Source organism: Pseudomonas sichuanensis, from assembly GCF_024749065.1.
In the GTDB taxonomy this organism is placed as follows: domain Bacteria; phylum Pseudomonadota; class Gammaproteobacteria; order Pseudomonadales; family Pseudomonadaceae; genus Aquipseudomonas; species Aquipseudomonas sichuanensis.
On the sequence record NZ_CP087185.1, the window covers coordinates 4,649,797 to 4,667,923 of the forward strand.

General features: G+C 64.3%; 15 protein-coding genes. 7 read left to right on the forward strand and 8 right to left on the reverse strand.

Annotation, left to right across the window (positions count from 1 at the left end; translation table 11 throughout):
• The first annotated feature begins 19 nt into the window (after positions 1-19).
• Entirely contained in the window at positions 20-397 is a 378-nt protein-coding gene (locus tag LOY51_RS21070) for a hypothetical protein (protein WP_125465232.1), read from the forward strand.
• 98 nt (positions 398-495) lie between these two features.
• On the opposite strand, the gene LOY51_RS21075 is transcribed toward LOY51_RS21070, so the two are convergent.
• Complete coding sequence (locus LOY51_RS21075; protein ID WP_110992443.1) at positions 496-705, reverse strand: cold-shock protein; 210 nt, start codon at positions 703-705, stop codon at positions 496-498.
• Positions 706-935: 230 nt separating this feature from the next.
• Between LOY51_RS21075 and plsB the strand changes: the two genes are divergently transcribed.
• From plsB to LOY51_RS21090, 3 genes are all read left to right on the forward strand, one after another.
• Positions 936-3,425: a glycerol-3-phosphate 1-O-acyltransferase PlsB gene (gene plsB, locus LOY51_RS21080; RefSeq protein WP_258642909.1), complete on the forward strand. Its 2,490-nt coding sequence runs from the start codon at positions 936-938 to the stop codon at positions 3,423-3,425.
• A gap of 201 nt (positions 3,426-3,626) precedes the next feature.
• Positions 3,627-4,025 carry a YbaY family lipoprotein gene (locus LOY51_RS21085; RefSeq protein ID WP_110992445.1) on the forward strand — a complete coding sequence of 133 codons (399 nt, stop codon included), beginning with the start codon at positions 3,627-3,629 and terminating at the stop codon, positions 4,023-4,025.
• 34 nt (positions 4,026-4,059) lie between these two features.
• The gene (locus LOY51_RS21090) at positions 4,060-4,746 is read left to right on the forward strand and encodes a DUF4197 domain-containing protein (protein ID WP_125465235.1); all 687 of its coding nucleotides are present in this window, start codon (positions 4,060-4,062) and stop codon (positions 4,744-4,746) included.
• Positions 4,747-4,920: 174 nt separating this feature from the next.
• On the opposite strand, the gene LOY51_RS21095 is transcribed toward LOY51_RS21090, so the two are convergent.
• Together LOY51_RS21095 and LOY51_RS21100 are read right to left on the reverse strand one after the other, a co-directional pair.
• The gene (locus LOY51_RS21095; RefSeq protein WP_258642912.1) at positions 4,921-7,986 is read right to left on the reverse strand and encodes an efflux RND transporter permease subunit; all 3,066 of its coding nucleotides are present in this window, start codon (positions 7,984-7,986) and stop codon (positions 4,921-4,923) included.
• Positions 7,987-7,992: 6 nt separating this feature from the next.
• Entirely contained in the window at positions 7,993-9,090 is a 1,098-nt protein-coding gene (locus LOY51_RS21100; RefSeq protein ID WP_125859938.1) for an efflux RND transporter periplasmic adaptor subunit, read from the reverse strand.
• A gap of 185 nt (positions 9,091-9,275) precedes the next feature.
• Here LOY51_RS21100 and LOY51_RS21105 point away from each other — a divergent pair, with 185 nt between their 5' ends.
• Positions 9,276-9,905: a TetR/AcrR family transcriptional regulator gene (locus LOY51_RS21105; protein WP_110992449.1), complete on the forward strand. Its 630-nt coding sequence runs from the start codon at positions 9,276-9,278 to the stop codon at positions 9,903-9,905.
• Positions 9,906-10,981: 1,076 nt separating this feature from the next.
• On the opposite strand, the gene recJ is transcribed toward LOY51_RS21105, so the two are convergent.
• A complete protein-coding gene (gene recJ, locus LOY51_RS21115; RefSeq protein ID WP_125465239.1) occupies positions 10,982-12,691 on the reverse strand; it encodes a single-stranded-DNA-specific exonuclease RecJ in 1,710 nt (569 codons plus the stop codon).
• A 31-nt stretch (positions 12,692-12,722) separates the two neighbouring features.
• Positions 12,723-13,265: a YaeQ family protein gene (locus tag LOY51_RS21120; RefSeq protein ID WP_110993311.1), complete on the reverse strand. Its 543-nt coding sequence runs from the start codon at positions 13,263-13,265 to the stop codon at positions 12,723-12,725.
• Positions 13,266-13,415: 150 nt separating this feature from the next.
• Between LOY51_RS21120 and LOY51_RS21125 the strand changes: the two genes are divergently transcribed.
• On the forward strand, positions 13,416-14,615 hold the full coding sequence (locus LOY51_RS21125; RefSeq protein ID WP_258642915.1) for a CaiB/BaiF CoA transferase family protein: 1,200 nt from the start codon (positions 13,416-13,418) through the stop codon (positions 14,613-14,615).
• A gap of 65 nt (positions 14,616-14,680) precedes the next feature.
• Complete coding sequence (locus LOY51_RS21130) at positions 14,681-15,514, forward strand: TIGR02285 family protein (RefSeq protein WP_374046867.1); 834 nt, start codon at positions 14,681-14,683, stop codon at positions 15,512-15,514.
• Positions 15,515-15,650: 136 nt separating this feature from the next.
• Here LOY51_RS21130 and LOY51_RS21135 read toward each other — a convergent pair whose 3' ends face one another.
• From LOY51_RS21135 to thrC, 3 genes are all read right to left on the reverse strand, one after another.
• Positions 15,651-15,932, reverse strand: a complete 282-nt coding sequence (locus tag LOY51_RS21135) for a DUF3509 domain-containing protein (protein ID WP_258642916.1) — start codon at positions 15,930-15,932, stop codon at positions 15,651-15,653.
• 128 nt (positions 15,933-16,060) lie between these two features.
• On the reverse strand, positions 16,061-16,450 hold the full coding sequence (locus tag LOY51_RS21140) for a histidine kinase (RefSeq protein WP_125465243.1): 390 nt from the start codon (positions 16,448-16,450) through the stop codon (positions 16,061-16,063).
• Between the two features lie 169 nt (positions 16,451-16,619).
• Complete coding sequence (thrC, locus tag LOY51_RS21145) at positions 16,620-18,029, reverse strand: threonine synthase (protein WP_258642919.1); 1,410 nt, start codon at positions 18,027-18,029, stop codon at positions 16,620-16,622.
• Positions 18,030-18,127 lie beyond the last annotated feature (98 nt).

Sequence of the window (18,127 nt, forward strand, 5' to 3'; positions counted from 1 at the left end):
GCACACCCCGGAGCCCCTTATGCGCCAACCCGATATCGAGATTTACCTGAAGGACGCCGACGTCGATCACAAGCAGATCGCCGCCTGGCTGGCCGAGGCCTTGGGCCCGTGCAGCGAATGGAAGCAGAAAGGCCAGACCTTCAAGTGCATGGCCGGTAACATTCCGGTCACCTGGTTACCGAAGGCTGTGGGGAAATGGAACAGCCTGCTGCTGGAAAGCGACCAGACCCCATGGGCCGATGACATCGCCTGCGCCCACGCGGCATTCGCCGCGCTCAACGTCGAAGTACGTTGTGCACCAGGTAGCTGGACAGAGGAACAAGGGGAAGAAGATGCCGATCGCTGGATCCGCATCAGCGCCGACGGTGAAGAGGAAATCACCTGGCGCACACACTGAAGCTGCAAGCTACGAGTTGCAAGCTTCTAGTTCGATCGCATCAGGCTGCAAGCTCCACGGACAGCTTGCAGCTTGAAGCTTACCGCTTGCGGCGGCGGTCAGAGACCGACGACGTCTTCAGCCTGCAGGCCTTTCTGGCCCTGCACGAGTGCGTACTCCACCTGCTGCCCTTCGACCAGGGTGCGATGCCCCTCACCGCGGATAGCCCGATAGTGGACGAACACATCCGCACCACCGTCGCGCTGAATGAAGCCATAACCTTTGGCATCGTTGAACCACTTCACATTCCCAGTCTCACGAGACGACATCTGCACTACTCCGGATTTTTATTTTGAAGATCGCCTTGCTGGCATGGGCTCACCGCCCCTGCCGTCGCAGCTTGCTCAAATAGTAAGCAAGCGGCAGGCCGAGTATATGACAGGGAACAAAAAAAATTCATTACAGCCCTGATTTTTGCCGATTTTTGCTGAACTTACGCAGATACGGCAGACTAACGTCCTGAAAAACACCGAAACATCTCACCCAGGGCACCTACCCCATGACCCGTTCCCCCCTGCGCCGCCTGATCTTCGGCGCCCTGCGCCGCGTGCTGTACCTATGGGTGCGCTCCGAGACCATCAACCAGTCTTCGCTGACCCTCAAGCTCGACCGCAGCCGCCCGGTGTTCTACGCCCTGCCCTCGCCCTCGCTGACCGACCTGGCCGTGATCGACCACGAATGCACCAAAGCGGGGCTGCCACGCCCGGTCTTGCCGGTGGCGGTCGGCCCGCTGCAGGAGCCTGCCGGGTTCTTCTACCTGACCCCCGACCCGGACTGGCTCGGCCGCCACGACAAACGTGGCGCGCCACCGACCCTGGAGCGCCTGGTCGCGGCGATCAGCCAGCATGCCGAGGAGGACGCGCAGATCATCCCGGTCAGCGTGTTCTGGGGCCAGACCCCGTCCAGCGAGTCGAGCCCCTGGAAACTGCTGTTCGCCGATAGCTGGGCGGTCACCGGGCGCCTGCGCCGGCTGCTGAGCATCCTCATTCTGGGGCGCAAGACCCGGGTGCAGTTCTCCGCGCCTATCCACCTGCGCGAGCTGGTGGGCCACAACAAAGGCCATGAGCGCACCGTACGCATGGCCCAACGGCTGATGCGCGTGCACTTTCGCAATCTCAAGACCGCGGTGATCGGCCCGGACATCTCGCACCGTCGCAACCTGGTCAAGGGCCTGGTGCACGACCCACTGGTGCGCCAGGCCATCAGCGACGAAGCCGAGCGCGAGAAGATCCCCTACGCCAAGGCAGAGGCCAAGGCACTGCACTACGGCAACGAAATCGCCTCGGACTACACCTACACCGCGATCCGCTTCCTCGAAGTGGTGCTCAGCTGGTTCTGGAACAAGATCTACGACGGCATCAAGGTCAACCACATCGAGCAGGTGCAGGGCATCGCCCCGGGCCACGAAGTGATCTACGTGCCCTGCCACCGCAGCCACATCGACTACCTGCTGCTGTCCTACCTGCTGTTCCGCAATGGCCTGACACCACCGCACATCGCCGCCGGCATCAACCTCAACATGCCGGTGATCGGCGGCCTGCTGCGCCGCGGCGGTGCCTTCTTCATGCGCCGCACCTTCAAGGGCAACCCGCTGTACACCGCGGTATTCAACGAATACCTGCACACCCTGTTCACCAAGGGTTTCCCGGTGGAGTATTTCGTCGAGGGCGGGCGTTCGCGCACCGGCCGCATGCTGCAGCCACGCACCGGCATGCTGGCGATCACCCTGCGCAGTTTCCTGCGCTCGTCGCGTACGCCGATCGTGTTCGTGCCGGTGTACATCGGCTATGAGCGGGTGCTGGAAGGCCGCACCTACCTGGGTGAACTGCGTGGCGCGAGCAAAAAGAAAGAGTCGATCTTCGACATCTTCAAGGTCTTCGGTGCCCTCAGGCAGCGCTTTGGCCAGGTGTACGTCAACTTCGGCGAACCGATCCGCCTGGCCGGTTTCCTCGACCAGCAGCAGCCCGGTTGGCGCGAGCAGTCACTGGCCCCGCAGTTCCGCCCGGACTGGCTCAACGACACCACCACGCGCCTGGGCGAAACCGTGGCCCGACACCTCAACGAAGCGGCGGCGGTCAACCCGGTCAACCTTGTAGCCCTGGCACTGCTGTCGACCAGCCGCATGGCCCTCGATGAGCGCGCCCTGACCCGTGTGCTCGACCTGTACCTGGCCTTACTGCGCCAGGTGCCCTACTCGCCCCACACCACCTTGCCCGAGGGCGACGGCAATGCGCTGATCAAGCATGTGCTGGGCATGGACCTGCTGGCCGAGCAGAAGGACGCGCTGGGCCACATCCTGTATCTGGACGAAGCCAACGCGGTGCTGATGACCTACTACCGCAACAACGTCCTGCACATCTTCGCCCTGCCAGCGCTGCTGGCGAGCTTCTTCCTCAGCAGCTCGCGCATGAGCCGCGAGCTGGTTGGGCAGTACGTGAAGGCGTTGTACCCGTACCTGCAGGCCGAGCTGTTCCTGCGTTGGGCGCCCGAGCAACTGGACGAGGTCATCGACCAGTGGCTGGCGGCGCTGGTCGAGCAAGGCCTGCTGCGCTTCGAGAACGGCGTGTACCTGCGCCCAGCCCCCAGCTCGCGGCAGTTCGTGCTGCTGACGCTGCTGGCGCGCACCATCACCCAGACCCTGCAGCGCTTCTACATGGCCACCTCGTTGCTGCTCAACAGCGGGCAGCACACACTGACTGCCGAAGAACTGGAGGAGCTTTGCGTGATGATGGCCCAGCGCCTGTCGATCCTGCATGGGCTCAACGCTCCGGAGTTCTTCGACAAGACCCTGTTCCGCCACTTTATCCAGACCTTGGTGCGCGAAGGGGTGCTACGCCCCGACAGCAACGGCAAGCTGGGTTACCACGACAAACTGGCCGAACTGGCCGAAGGCGTGGCCAAGCGTGTGCTGTCGGCGGAGTTGCGTTTGTCGATTCGTCAGGTGGCGCTGCACCGCGATGAAACAGCGGAGCCTGCGCCCTCCGAGTGAACTGGCCTTGGTGCGCCCAGGGCCGCTGCGCAGCCCATCGCCGGCAAGCCGGCTCCCACAGGAGTCATCACCCTCTGTGGGACCCGGCTTGCCGGCGATGGGGCGCACAGCGCCTCCATACCGAAAGCCGCATCCCAGGCAAAAATCCGCTAAAGTCCCCGGTGTTGGCCACAAGCCAGCGCCATGTACACCGGAGATACCATGAAAAAACTCTTCACCCTGTGCTGCGCCACCCTGCTTGCAGCGTGCTCCAGCAACACCCCGTCGAACCACGCCAGCCTCGATGGCGAAGTCTTCTACCTGCAGCGCATCGCCCTGCCGCCCGCCGCCACCCTGAACGTGGCCCTGCAGGACGTGTCGCTGATGGACGCACCGGCGGTCACCCTGGCCAGCCAGAATGGCCCGGTCAAAGGCAACGTGCCGCTGCCCTTCCACCTGACCTACGACCCAGCCCAGATCAAGCCCGGCCACCGCTACGCGGTGAGTGCGCGCATCGAACTGGACGGCAAGCTGCTGTTCATCAACACCGAGCACCACGGCGTGATGCTCGACGGCAGCGACCAGCAGCCGGTGCGGATCAAGGTCGACCCGGTCCGCTGAGCCCCCGCCCCACATTGCCCATAAGGAAATATCCATGATCCGCACCTCCCTGCGCTTCACCACCCTGTGTGCCGGCGTGCTGCTTTCGGCCAGTGCCATGGCCCTGTCGCTGGGCGACCTGTCGCAAAGTGACGCCAGCGGCGGCCTGAAGGACGCCCTCACCCAAGGCACGCAGATCGCTGTCAAGCAACTGAGCACCCCAGGCGGCTTCAGCAACAACCCCGACGTGCGCATCGAGCTGCCAGGCAACCTCGGCAAGGCCGCCAAGGCCATGAAGATGTTCGGCAAGGGTGATCAGGTGGAAGCCCTGGAAGCCGGCATGAACAAGGCTGCCGAAGCGGCCGTGCCACAGGCCCAGGCGATCCTCGTGGATGCGGTGAAGAAGATGACCGTGACCGATGCCAAGGGCATCCTCAGCGGTGGTCAGGACTCGGCTACCCAGTACCTGAACAAGAGCAGCCGCGAGCAGATCCGCGCCAAGTTCCTGCCGATCGTCAAGCAGGCCACCGACAAGGTCGGCCTGGCCCAGCAGTACAACAGCTTCGCCGGGCAGGCCAAGGGCCTGGGGCTGATCAAGGATGACGCCAACATCGAGAACTACGTGACCGAGAAGGCGCTGGACGGTCTGTTCGAAATGATCGGCAAACAGGAAGAAAGCATTCGCCAGAACCCGGCCGGGGCTGCTACCAGCCTGGCCAAGAAGGTGTTCGGCGCGCTGTGATTCTGCTTTGAGACCCTCAGGGCTGCTGCGCAGCCCGTTCGCGGCACAAGGCCGCTCCTACAGGGGGACACACTCGCCTGTGGGAGCGGCTTTAGCCGCGAACACCGGCATAGCCGGTGCCATTCACCGCGTCGTCTGCTTCGCGGCTAAAGCCGCTCCCACAGGGTGCGTGACTCATTCCTTCCTCACCCTGAACCACGCCGCATACAACGCCGGCAGGAACAGTAGCGTCAGTACCGTGGCCACGATCAAACCACCCATGATCGCCACCGCCATCGGCCCGTAGAACACACTGCGCGACAACGGAATCATCGCCAGCACCGCCGCCAGCGCGGTCAGCACGATCGGCCGGAAGCGCCGCACCGTGGCCTCGATGATCGCCTGCCAGCGCTCCATCCCGGCAGCGATGTCCTGCTCGATCTGGTCCACCAGGATCACCGAGTTGCGCATGATCATGCCCGCCAGGGCGATGGTGCCGAGCATCGCGACGAAACCGAACGGCTGGCGGAACACCAGCAGGAACAAGGTCACGCCGATCAGCCCCAAAGGCGCGGTGAGGAACACCATGAACATCCGCGAGAAGCTGCGCAGTTGGATCATCAACAGGCTCAACACCACCACGATGAACAGCGGCATGCCGGCATTCACCGAACGCTGGCCACGCTCGGAGTCCTCCACCGTGCCGCCGACTTCCAGCAGATAGCCGTCCGGCAGTTCCGCCTTGATCTGCTGCAGGCTCGGCTGGATCTGTTTCACCAGCGTGGCCGGCTGTTCCTTGTCGTAGATGTCGGCACGCACGGTCACCGTCGGCAGGCGATTGCGGTGCCAGATGATGCCTTCCTCGAAGCCATATTCCAGCGTGGCCACCTGCGACAGCGCCACACTCGGACCGTTGTCGGTGGGCAGCGCCAGGCTGCCGAGGTTGCCCAACTCACGGCGTTCTTCAGGGGTGCCGCGCAAGAGGATCTCGATCAGTTCATTGTCTTCACGGTACTGGCTGACGGTGCTGCCGGTCAGCGAACTCTGCAGGAAACTCGACAAGTGCGCGGTGCTCACCCCCAGGGCGCGGGCGCGGTCCTGGTCGATGTCCAGGTACACCGCCTTGCTCGGCTCCTCCCAGTCCAGGTGGACGTTGACCACATGGGGGTTCTCGCGCACCTTGGCCGCCACCTCGCGGGCCAGGGCACGGACCTTCTCGATGTGCTCGCCGGTGATGCGGAACTGCACCGGGTAGCCCACGGGCGGGCCGTTCTCAAGGCGGGTGACCCGCGAGCGCAGGTCGGGGAATTGCTCATCGAGGGTTGCGATCAGCCAGCTGCGCAGGCGCTCACGGTCTTCCAGCGATTTGGCCAGCACCACGAACTGGGCGAAGCTCGCGGCCGGCAGTTGCTGGTCCAGGGGCAGGTAGAAGCGTGGCGAGCCGGTGCCGACATAGGCCACATAGTTGTCGATGCCGTCCTGCTGCTTGAGCAGCGCTTCCAGCTGTTTGACCCGCTCGGCGGTGTTGTTCAGCGAAGCACCTTCGGCCAGCTTCAGGTCGACCATCAGCTCTGGCCGGCCGGAGGCCGGGAAGAACTGCTGGGGCACGAAGCGGAACAGCAGGATGCTGCCGACGAATGCCGCGATGGTCAGCAATATGACTGTCTTGCGCCGCCGCACGCACCACTCCACCACCCGCCGCACGCGCTGGTAGAACGGCGTGGCGTAGGGGTCGGGCGCATGCCCGTCGCTGCCATGGCGCGCCGCATGCAGCTTGGCCAGGTCCGGCAGCAGGCGTTCGCCCAGGTACGGCACGAACACCACCGCCGCTACCCACGAGGTCAGCAGGGCGATGGTCACCACCTGGAAGATCGAGCGGGTGTACTCGCCGGTGCTCGACGCCGCCGTGGCGATCGGCAGGAAGCCCGCTGCCGTGATCAGGGTGCCGGTGAGCATCGGGAAGGCCGTGCTGGTCCAGGCGTAACTGGCCGCCTTGAGCCGGTCGTAGCCCTGCTCCATCTTGATCGCCATCATCTCCACGGCAATGATCGCGTCGTCCACCAGCAGGCCCAGCGCCAGCACCAGCGCGCCCAGCGAAATCTTATGCAGGCCGATGCCGAAGTAGTGCATCAGGGCGAAGGTCATGGCCAGCACCAGCGGGATCGCCAGGGCCACCACCAGCCCGGTGCGCAGGCCCAGGGAGAAGAAGCTCACCAGCAGGACGATGGCCAGCGCCTCGACCAGCACCTGGACGAACTCGCCGACGCCGGCTTTCACCGCCGCCGGCTGGTCGGACACCTTGCGCAACTGCATGCCTGCCGGCAGCCCTTCGGCCAGGCGGGCGAACTCGCCCTCCAGGGCCTTGCCCAGCACCAGGATGTCACCGCCGTCCTTCATCGACACGGCAAGGCCGATGGCGTCCTCGCCCATGAAGCGCATGCGCGGCGCGGGCGGGTCGTTGAAGCCACGCTGAACCTCGGCGACGTCACCGATGCGGAAGGTGCGGTCGCCCACGCGGATGGGGAACTGGCGGATCTGCTCGACACTGTCGAAACGCCCGCTGACCCGCAGTTGCAGGCGCTCGCTGGGGGTCTCGAAGAAGCCGGCGGTACTCACCGCGTTCTGCTCGCGCAGTGCCTGCTGCACCGCGGCCAGCGGCACACCCAGGGTGGCCAGCTTGACGTTGGACAGCTCGATCCAGATTTTCTCGTCCTGCAGGCCGATCAGCTCGACCTTGCCGACATCCTTCACCCGCTGCAGCTGGATCTGGATACGGTCGGCGTAGTCCTTGAGCACCGCGTAGTCGAAGCCCTCACCGGTCAGCGCGTAGATGTTGCCGAAGGTGGTGCCGAACTCATCGTTGAAGAACGGCCCCTGGGCCTCGGGCGGCAGGGTGTGCTTGATGTCCGCGACTTTTTTGCGGATCTGGTACCACAGCTCGGGGATGTCCTTGGAGTGCAGCGAATCGCGGGCCATGAAGGTGACCTGGGACTCACCTGGCCGGGAGAACGAGACGATCTTCTCGTACTCGCCGGTCTCCATCAGCTTCTTCTCGATGCGCTCGGTGACCTGGCGCGACACTTCTTCGGCAGTCGCCCCCGGCCACAAGGTGCGGATGACCATGGCCTTGAAGGTGAAGGGCGGATCTTCGCTCTGCCCGAGCTTGGTGTAGGACATGGCGCCAATAGCCGCCAGCAGGATCATCAGGAACAGTACGATCTGGCGATTGCGCAGCGCCCAGGCGGAAAGGTTGAAACCCATCGGGACTTACTCCTTGGCCGTCAGGTTCACGTCTCGGTTGCTGCGGTCCACAGGCCGCACCTGTTGCCCTTCGCGCAGCACATGGCCGCCGGCGGCGACCACCCAGTCGCTGGCCTGCAGGCCCTCGAGCACCGGCACGCTGTCGGCGCCATAAGGCCCCAGGCGAACCGCCGCGCGCTCCAGCCGGTTGTCCTTGCCGACCCGCCACACATAGGCCTGCCCGGCTTCGGCGCTGACCGCCGAGAGCGGCACCGCCAACGGCGCGTTTTCAGCGTGGGCGATGAACACCCGCGCGCTCTGGCCGAGTTCGGCCGGGGCGTTGCCGGAGGTGAAGGCAATACGTGCGGCAAAGGTGCGCGAACGCGGGTCGGCGGCTGGCGACAGCTCACGGATACGCCCGTCGAACCGAGCATTGGGGTGCGACCACAGCTCCACGCTGACGGCCTGGCCGACGCTGAAGCGGGCGAACTGTTGCTCGGGCAGGCCGATCACCACCTCACGCTCGCCGTCAGCGGCCAGGGTGAACACGGTTTGCCCGGCGCCCACCACCTGGCCGACTTCGACCTGGCGCTTGGCGATCACTCCGGCCTGGGGCGCACGCAGCACGGCGTACTCGGCCTGGTTACCGGCCACCTCGAATTCGGCCTTGGCCTGTTTCAGGCGAGCGAGGCCGGCACGGTAGAGGTTTTCGGCGTTATCGAATTGGGAATGGCTGACCATCTGGCGGTCGAGCAGTTTCTGGTAGCGTTCACGTTCGGTGCGCACCAGCGCCAGGTTGGCTTCGGCAGCCGCTACCTGGGCACGGTTGGCCTCCAGTTGCAGGCGCACGTCCTGCGGATCGAGTTCGGCCAGCGCCTGTTCGGCCTTGACCCGCTGCCCCTCCTCCACCAGGCGCTTGCTCACCTTGCCGCCGATGCGAAACGCCAGCTCAGGCTCGAAGCGCGCACGCACCTCACCGGGGTAACTGTCTGCCGACGCGCCTGCGGGCTGGGGCTGGACCACCAGGGCCGGGCGCGGCGCAGCAGGTGGCGCGGCCTCCTGGCCGCAGGCGGCCAGCAGCACAAGGGCAGCGGGCAAGGCGAGGGATAACACACGACGCAACATGATGAAGGACCTTTGGCAGAGGGGCGCATCGAATATTTATACTGGCGAGTATATTAAGTCAGCACATGCGCTCCGGGAAGCGGTCTGCCAAGAGAAAAACCATAATAACGTTGCGACGCACGCTACAGCCGGATCGTGCGCGACCCGGTAAGATGGTCACCTTTCCCAGCAGGTAACGATTGCACATGCCCACTGACGCACCCATCGGCCCCGGCCGGCCCAAGGATCTGGCCAAGCGCGAGGCCATCCTCCAAGCCGCCAAGTCGCTGTTCCTCAGCCTTGGCTATGCCAACACCAGCATGGATGCGGTCGCTGCGGCGGCAGGTGTTTCGAAACTCACGGTCTACAGCCACTTCACCGACAAGCAGACGTTGTTTGGCGCGGCGGTCATGGCGACCTGCCAGGCGCAATTGCCCGATTTGATCTTCGAGTACCCGGAAGGGGCGGCGCTGATGGATGTGCTGCTGAACATCGCCCGTGGCTTCCAGGCGCTGATCAGCGCGGACGAGTCGGTCCAGCTCAGCCGCCTGATCATTGCCTTGAGCAGCCAGGATCCGGGGTTCGGGCATTACTTCTATGAGGCCGGGCCCAAGCGGGTGGTCGCGGGAATGGAGGCGCTGCTGCGCGGGATCGACCAGCGGGGGTTGCTGCGGATCGACAATCCGTTACGGGCGGCGGAGCAGTTCTTCTGTCTGGTGAAGGGGGCGCCGGATTACCGGTTGTTGATCGGGTGTGCGCCGGCGCTGACGGGGGATGAGGCGGAGGTGCATGTGCGGGAGGCGGTTGAGGTGTTTGTTCGGGCTTATCGGAGTTAGATCGCGTTCGGCGTTCGGCGTTCGGCGTTCGGCGTTCGGGGCTGAGTGTGTTGGTTTTGATAGATGTATGCGCATTCGGCGGCGATGGCGACTTTTAGTCACCTTTCCGCCCTTACGGCGGGTTACTTTGGTCTTGCCTCGCCGGCCGCGGCCAAAGTAACCAAAGCCGCCCGCTCCCATCATACGGCCCCTGCGCTGCGCTCCGGGGTCCCCTCGCTCCGGTGCCTTCCGGGCCCGCGCGGCCTACGACTTGCTACGCAAGTCTACATCTCGCGCCTTCGGCTGCGCCGAAGGGTGCTGCGCACCAGGGCCCTACAGTCACCTCCACTCGGCCTCCTGAAGTCGCAATTTGTGTTGCCTGGACTATTGCGCGCTTAGAAGCAAAAGCAAAAACAGATCAAGAGCAGATCAAGAGCAGATCAAGAGCAGATCAAGAGCAGATCAAGAGCAGTGATACGGCTATCTAGGTTTGGCTGTTGTTTATGTGTTGTTTATTCGGGCCCTATCGCCGGCAAGCCGGCTCCCACAGGTGCCGCGCAAGGCTGAAAGTTCGCACTAACCTGTGGGAGCTGGCTTGCCAGCGATTGCAATCCTGAGTTCCCAACCCATCCAACTAGCGTCAGCTAACGCCAGCCCAGGCGCCGCCCCTAACTTCGCGACTTCAGGAGGCTGAGCGTAGGCGTCTGGAGGGCCCTGGTGCGCAGCACCCTTCGGCGCAGCCGAAGGCGCGAGATGTAGACTTGCGCAGCAAGTCGGAGGCCGCGCGGGCCCGGAGGACGCCGGAGCGAAGGGACCCCGAAGCGCAGCGTAGGGGCCGTATGATGGGAGCGAGCGGCTTTGGTTACTTTGGCCAAGACCAAAGTAACCCGCCGTAAGGGCGGAAAGGTGACTATGCGTCGACATCGCAAACGAATGCGCATACAACTACAAAAACCAACCAACCAACCAACCAACCAACCAACCAACCAACCAACCAACCAACCAACCAACCAACCAACCAACTAACCAACTAACTAACTAACTAACTAACTAACTAACCAACTAACTAACTAACTAACTAACTAACCCAAGGCCAGTCACCGCGCCTCCATGTGAGCAATCATCAACTGCACACTCTCATTCCCACGAAACTCATTCACATCCAACTTGTAAGCCAACTCCACCCACCGCACCGTAGGATTCGGCCAAACCTCCCGATCAATCCCAAAGGCAATCCCATCCAACCGCACCGAACCACACTCGCTCTTGAGCACCACCTTCAGGTGCCGCTCACCGACAACCCGCTGCTCGACCAACTGAAACACCCCATGGAACAACGGCTCAGGAAAGTGCTGCCCCCAGGGCCCGGCATTACGCAGAGCCCGCGCCAAGTCCAGGTGAAACTCCTCGACCGCCAAGCTGCCATCGGACAACAACCGCCCGGTCAGATCCTCCTCCCGCAGTTGCCGCCGCACCTCTTCATCGAAGGCCTCGGCAAACGCCGGGAAGTTCTCAGCCGGCAACGACAATCCCGCCGCCATGGCATGCCCACCGAACTTGCTGATCAACGCCGGGTGCCGCGCCGCCACCGCATCCAGCGCATCACGGATATGGAACCCCGCCACCGAACGCGCCGAGCCCTTGAGCATGCCCTCGCCCGCGTCGGCAAAAGCGATGGTCGGTCGGTGGTAACGCTCCTTCAGGCGTGAGGCCAGAATACCGATCACCCCTTGGTGCCAATCGGCATCGAACAGGCACAGGCCATAGGGCATCGATTCGACCGGCAGGTCCTTGAGCTGCGCCAGGGCTTCGCGCTGCATGCCCTGCTCGATGGACTTGCGGTCCTGGTTCAGGCCATCCAGTTGCTGGGCCATGTCCAATGCCAGCGCTGCGTCATCGCACAGCAGGCATTCGATGCCCAGGCTCATGTCGTCCAGACGCCCGGCGGCGTTGAGCCGTGGGCCGAGGATGAAACCCAGGTCGGTGGAGGTGATGCGCCGATGGTCGCGGCGGGCCACCTCGAGGATCGCCTTGAGCCCGGGACGGGCGCGGCCAGCGCGGATGCGCTCAAGGCCCTGGTGCACCAGGATGCGGTTGTTGGCATCCAGCGGCACCACGTCGGCGACGCTGCCCAGCGCGACCAGGTCGAGCAGTTCACCGATGTTCGGCTGCGGCTGGCTGTCGTAGCGGCCGAGGCTGCGCAAGCGCGCACGCAGGGCCATCAGCACGTAGAAGATCACCCCCACGCCCGCCAGCGACTTGCTCGGGAACGCGCAGCCTGGCTGGTTCGGGTTGACGATGGCATCAGCATCGGGCAGCTGCTGGCCCGGCAGGTGGTGGTCGGTGACCAGCACCCTGAGCCCGGCCGCCTTGGCCGCTGCCACGCCTTCGACGCTGGAGATACCGTTATCCACGGTGATCAGCAGCTGCGGCTGGCGCTGCAACGCCACTTCGACGATCTCGGGGGTCAGGCCGTAGCCGTATTCGAACCGGTTGGGCACCAGGTAATCGACATGCGCCGCGCCCAGCAGGCGCAGCCCCAGCACACCGACGGTGCTGGCGGTGGCGCCGTCGGCGTCGAAGTCGCCAACGATGAGGATGCGCTGGCGCTGATCCAGGGCTTCGACCAGCAGGTCCACCGCCGCCTCGATGCCCTTGAGCTGCTGGTACGGCAGCAGCCGGGCCAGGCCTTTGTCCAGCTCGGCTTCGGACTGCACGCCACGGGCGGCGTACAGGCGGGTCAGCAAGGGCGGCAGGTTGCCCAGGAATGGCAGGGTCGACGGCAGGGGGCGGGGTTCGATACGCATGGGGTCTTCGGTAATCAGTGTCAGGGGCGGCTCAGCCGCGCTCGCCAAGCAGCCACTCCAGCTGCACTTCGTGCTGGCCACGGTCGTCGGTGACGAAAATGGTGCCTTCGCTGATCATCACGTCCCACTTGATGGTACGTGGCATGTCGGTGGCCAGGGTCTCCAGCACCTCTTGCGGCACAGCGGCGATGTTCAGGTTCTTCAGGCCCTTGACCGCATCACCGACCTTGGTCCGCCACACCCGCAGGCTGCCGTAGGCCAGCAGGCTGGTGCGTTCAGTGCGGCGCGAGCACCAGGTCAGGCGCTCGGCGTCCGGCTGGCCGACTTCGATCCAGTGCAGGATGCGGTCGTCCAGGCTCTTTTCCCACAGTGGGGCTTCGTCGACATCCGACAGGCCACGGCCAAACGACAGCTGCTCGTTGTACCAGATGGCATAGGCCAGCAAGCGCACGGCCATGCGTTCCTCGGTCTCCGAAGGGTGACGGGCGATGGTCTGACGGACGCTCTCGTACACGCCGCGATCAAGGTCGGTCAGATTCAGTTCGAATTTGTAGGTGGTGGACGGCTGGGCCATGGGCGCGGGGCTTCGTAGAAAAGAAAGTCGCACAGTTTAACCGATCTGGCAGACGAAGGCCCTTGCGCATCGCGAGTGCGCCGCGACAGTACCTGCCACTGCCGAGCTGTGATACAACCTGCGTTTACGCCCAGCTGCCACGGATGCCCCATGCCCACGCCCAGCAAACCCCTCGCCGGCCTGAAAGTGATCGAACTCGGCACCCTGATCGCCGGCCCGTTCGCCTCGCGCATCTGCGCCGAGTTCGGTGCCGAGGTGATCAAGGTCGAGTCGCCCGACGGCGGCGACCCGCTGCGCAAGTGGCGCAAGCTGTATGAAGGCACGTCGCTGTGGTGGTTCGTGCAGGCACGCAACAAGCAGTCGCTGACCCTCAACCTCAAGCACCCGGAAGGCCGCGAGGTGCTCAAGCGCCTGCTGGCCGAGGCCGACATCCTGATCGAGAATTTCCGCCCCGGCGTGCTGGAAAAACTCGGCCTGGGCTGGGATGTGCTGCACGCGTTGAACCCGCGCCTGGTGATGGTGCGCCTGTCGGGCTTCGGCCAGACCGGCCCGATGAAGGACCAGCCGGGCTTTGGCGCGGTGGGCGAGTCGATGGGTGGGCTGCGCTACATCACCGGTTTCGAGGACCGCCCGCCAGTGCGCACGGGGATCTCCATCGGTGATTCGATCGCCGCCCTGTGGGGCGTGATCGGCGCGCTGATGGCCCTGCGTCACTGCGAGGTGAACGGCGGCCAGGGCCAGGTGGTGGACGTGGCGCTGTACGAGGCGATCTTCGCCATGATGGAGAGCATGGTCCCGGAGTTCGACGTGTTCGGTTTCATCCGCGAGCGCACCGGTAACATCATGCCCGGCATCACCCCCTCCTCCATCCACACCACCGCCGATGGCCGCCATGTGCAGATCGGCGCCAATGGCGACGCGATCTTCAAGCGCTTCATGCAGGCCATCGGCCGCGACGACCTGGCAAACGATGCGGCATTGGCCAGCAATGATGGCCGCGACGCACGCCGCGACGAGCTATATGGGGTGATCGACCGTTGGGCCAACGGCCTGCCGCTCGACAGCGTCATGCAGGTACTCAATGACGCCGAAGTGCCGGCCAGCCGGATCTTTTCGGCCGAAGACATGTTCAGCGACCCGCAGTACCTTGCCCGCGAGATGTTCCTCCAGGCCAAGTTACCGGACGGCAAGCCGTTCAAGATGCCCGGCATCGTACCCAAGCTCTCCGACACCCCAGGCTCCACCGAATGGGTAGGCCCGGCCCTGGGTGAGCACACCGACAGCGTGCTGGCCAGCCTGGGCTACGACGCGGCGGCCATCGCCGGCCTGCGCCAGGCGGGCACGGTCTGACTCGCGCAACAGCCTGGCGCAGGCGCCTTGCGCGCCTGCCCGTCATCCTCTGCCTGCTGCTGGCGATGCCGCTGGCGCACGCCAAGGAGCGCCTGTTCTGGCTGGTCCGCGACCTGCCGCCGTTCACCATTTTCGAAGGTGCCGAGAAGGGCCAGGGCGTAATGGACCTGATGCTGCCGAAGCTGATCGCGCAGATGCCCGAGTACGACCACAGCATCGTGCGGGTCAATCGCGCCCGGGGCATCCAGATGCTCATGGAGCCGAGTTTCACCTGCGACCCGACCCTGCTCTGGACACCCGAGCGCGCCAAGTACGTGCATTTCTCCAAGCCTTCGCTGGGGGTGCTGAGCACCGGGCTGGTGGTGCGCAAGCAGGACCAGGCATTGCTGGAACCCTTCCTCGACGGCCAGCAGGTCGAGCTCAAAGCCTTGCTCGACAAGACCCGGCTCAAACTGGGCATCGTCGCCGAGCGCAGCTACAGCGCGCAGGTCGACGAAATCCTGCGCCAGCTGCCCGACAGCGCCTTCAGCCGCCACTTCGGCAACGATGCGACCGCCAGCCTGCTGCAGATGCAGCAACTGGGCCGCCTGCAGCTGGTGCTCAGCTACTGGCCAGAGGCGCGCTACCTGATCGAGCAGCAAGGCGGCTCACTGGAGGACTACCGCTTCTACCCCATCAGCGGCGTAAACCACTACCAGTTCCTGCATGTGGGTTGCTCGGACACACCGCAAGGGCGCGAAGCCATCGCCCACATCGACCAGTTGCTGCCAGCCCTGCGCCGCGACACCCTGCCCGCCCTGTATGCCCGCTGGCTGGACCCGGATCTGCGCGAGGACTACCTGCAACAGGCGCGTCACTTCTTCGACGACAGCAACGGCGCCTCGGCAGCGCAGCCCTGAAGCGGGCAAAAAGAAACCCCGGCCGCTGGGGAAGACGACCGGGGTCAAGCGAAAGCCAATGCGGGCTTCCCGCGACAGCCTGACACTACCGGAGCTAAGCACCGTCAAACTGGCGTTGATGAATCTGATGCGGCTGTCAGGCAAAGGTTCCCTGGGTGGGGCGTTGATGTTGCAACGCGGCGATCACACAGGGCTGCAGGCGGCCCTCGGCAATCTGCAGGTCACGGTGCAGGCCATCGACCAGGTCGATCAGCAACTGCTGCTCCTGCAACTGGCGCTCAGCCACCTGGCGCTGCAAGGTCACGCCGCCGCGTGGGTCGTAGAGGGTCAGTTGGCGATTACCGCTGGCGTCGACGGCGCCAAGTGCGGCCAGGTAGGGGGTCAGGGCATCGTTGAGCAGGCTGCAGACTCTTTCCATCCGTATCACTCGCTGGCTTATGGGCTTGGAGGAACTGACCGTCAGGCCTGGCGCAAAGTTCTCGAGTGCCGGCCCTTGCAGCGAGCATGCGCGGGCAAGATGACAGTTTGAATGCCCTAGCCGTCCAGTTAGCCAATCGGTGCCGGCAGACGCCCAAGTGCCTTGCCCAACGCTACGGTGGACATCGGCCATGGCAGCTCGTCCAGCACCCACAACCCCAGCTTGCGGGCTTCCCGGGCCAGATCCGGGCCATTGCCTTTGCCTTGCCCGACGAACAACAGCGCCTGTGCCGCACCTTCGGTCGCCAGGTGGCGGAACAACGACTGCGCGCTGCTGATCGGCATGTCGTGATCGAGCACCAGCACATCCACTGGCCGCTCCTGGTTCAGGCAGGCCAGGGTACCCGGCATGTCCTCGGTCAGCCGCACGCTGTAGACGCCCTGGGCATTGAATGCCTGGTGCAGAACAATCTGGTGGAAAGGACGGGGCTGGTGGATAAGAACCTGAAATTGATGCATGGACGTTTCCCTCGACGAGGCGCTCTGGCGGTTCGATGCCCCGCACTTTAGTAGCCACTTCGACAACGCCAAACAGGAAAATTCTGAAAAGCCCTGAGAAAAAACGCAAAAAAAATCGCGCGCACAAAAAAGCCCGTCCGAGGACGGGCTTTTTCAGTTGCAGCCAGGCTTACAACGGCTTGCCGCGATTCCCATGCTGGCTGACGAAGGCCTGTACGGCCTTCAGGTCGTTGGCCAGCACCGTGCAGCGCTCTTCGCGGCTGAACAGGTCGCTGAGGTGAGCCGGCAGCTCCAGGGCCTTGCCGACGCCGGCTTTCTCGACCGCGTCCGGGAACTTGACCGGGTGCGCGGTACCCAGCACCACCATTGGCGTGTCCAGGCTGCGACGGCATTCGCGGGCGGCCTTGACGCCGATCGCGGTGTGCGGGTCAAGCACTTCACCGGTGCTGGCGAAGACTTCGGCGATGGTCTCGCAGGTCTGCTCGTCGGTCACCGCCAGCGAATCGAACAACTTGCGCGCTTCGGTCCAGCGGTCCTGGTCAACGCTGAAGCCGCCACCTTGCTTGAAGGTGTCCATCAACTCGGCGATGGCGGCACCGTTGCGGCCGTGCAGGTCGAACAGCAGGCGCTCGAAGTTCGACGAGACCATGATGTCCATCGACGGCGACAGGGTCGCGTGCAGGGTTTCCTTGACGTACTGGTTGCCGCTCATGAAGCGGTGCAGGATGTCGTTGCGGTTGGTCGCGACCACCAGCTGGCTGATCGGCAGGCCCATGTTGCGGGCCAGGTAACCGGCGAAGATGTCGCCGAAGTTGCCGGTCGGCACCGAGAACGCCACCGAACGTGCCGGGCCGCCGAGCTGCAGAGCGGCGTGGAAGTAGTAGACGATCTGGGCCATGATCCGCGCCCAGTTGATCGAGTTGACCGCCACCAGGCGGGTGCCCTTGAGGAACGACTGGTCGGCGAAGCTGGCCTTGACCATCTCCTGGCAGTCGTCGAAGTTGCCCTCGATGGCGATGTTGTGGATGTTGTCGCCGAGGATGGTGGTCATCTGGCGGCGCTGCACTTCCGACACACGCTGGTGCGGGTGCAGGATGAAGATATCGACGTTGTCGCAACGGCGGCAGCCTTCGATGGCGGCGGAACCGGTGTCACCGCTGGTGGCGCCAACGATCACCACACGCTCGCCACGCTTGACCAGCAGGTGGTCGAGCAAGCGACCGAGCAGCTGCAGGGCAAAGTCCTTGAACGCCAGGGTCGGGCCGTGGAACAGCTCCATCACCCACTCGTTGCCGTTGAGCTGGCGCAGCGGCGCGACGGAGGCATGGGCGAAGGAGCCGTAGGTTTCTTCGAGGATCTTCTTGAAGTCGGCGTCGGCGATGCTGCCGGCGACGAACGGGCGCATCACCCGGAACGCCAGCTCGTGGTACGGCAGGCCGGCCCAGGAAGCGATCTCTTCCTGGGTAAAGCGTGGCAGGTTCTCAGGGACGTACAGGCCACCGTCACTGGCCAGGCCGGCGAGCAGCACGTCTTCGAAGTTCAGGGCCGGAGCCTGGCCGCGGGTACTGATATAGCGCATGGGTACAAACCTTTGGTTTGAGCGACAAGCTTCGAGCTGCAAGCTACAAGTTAAAGCCGATTGGCGTTGCTCTCGTGCTCTGCGTCTCACCTTGCCAC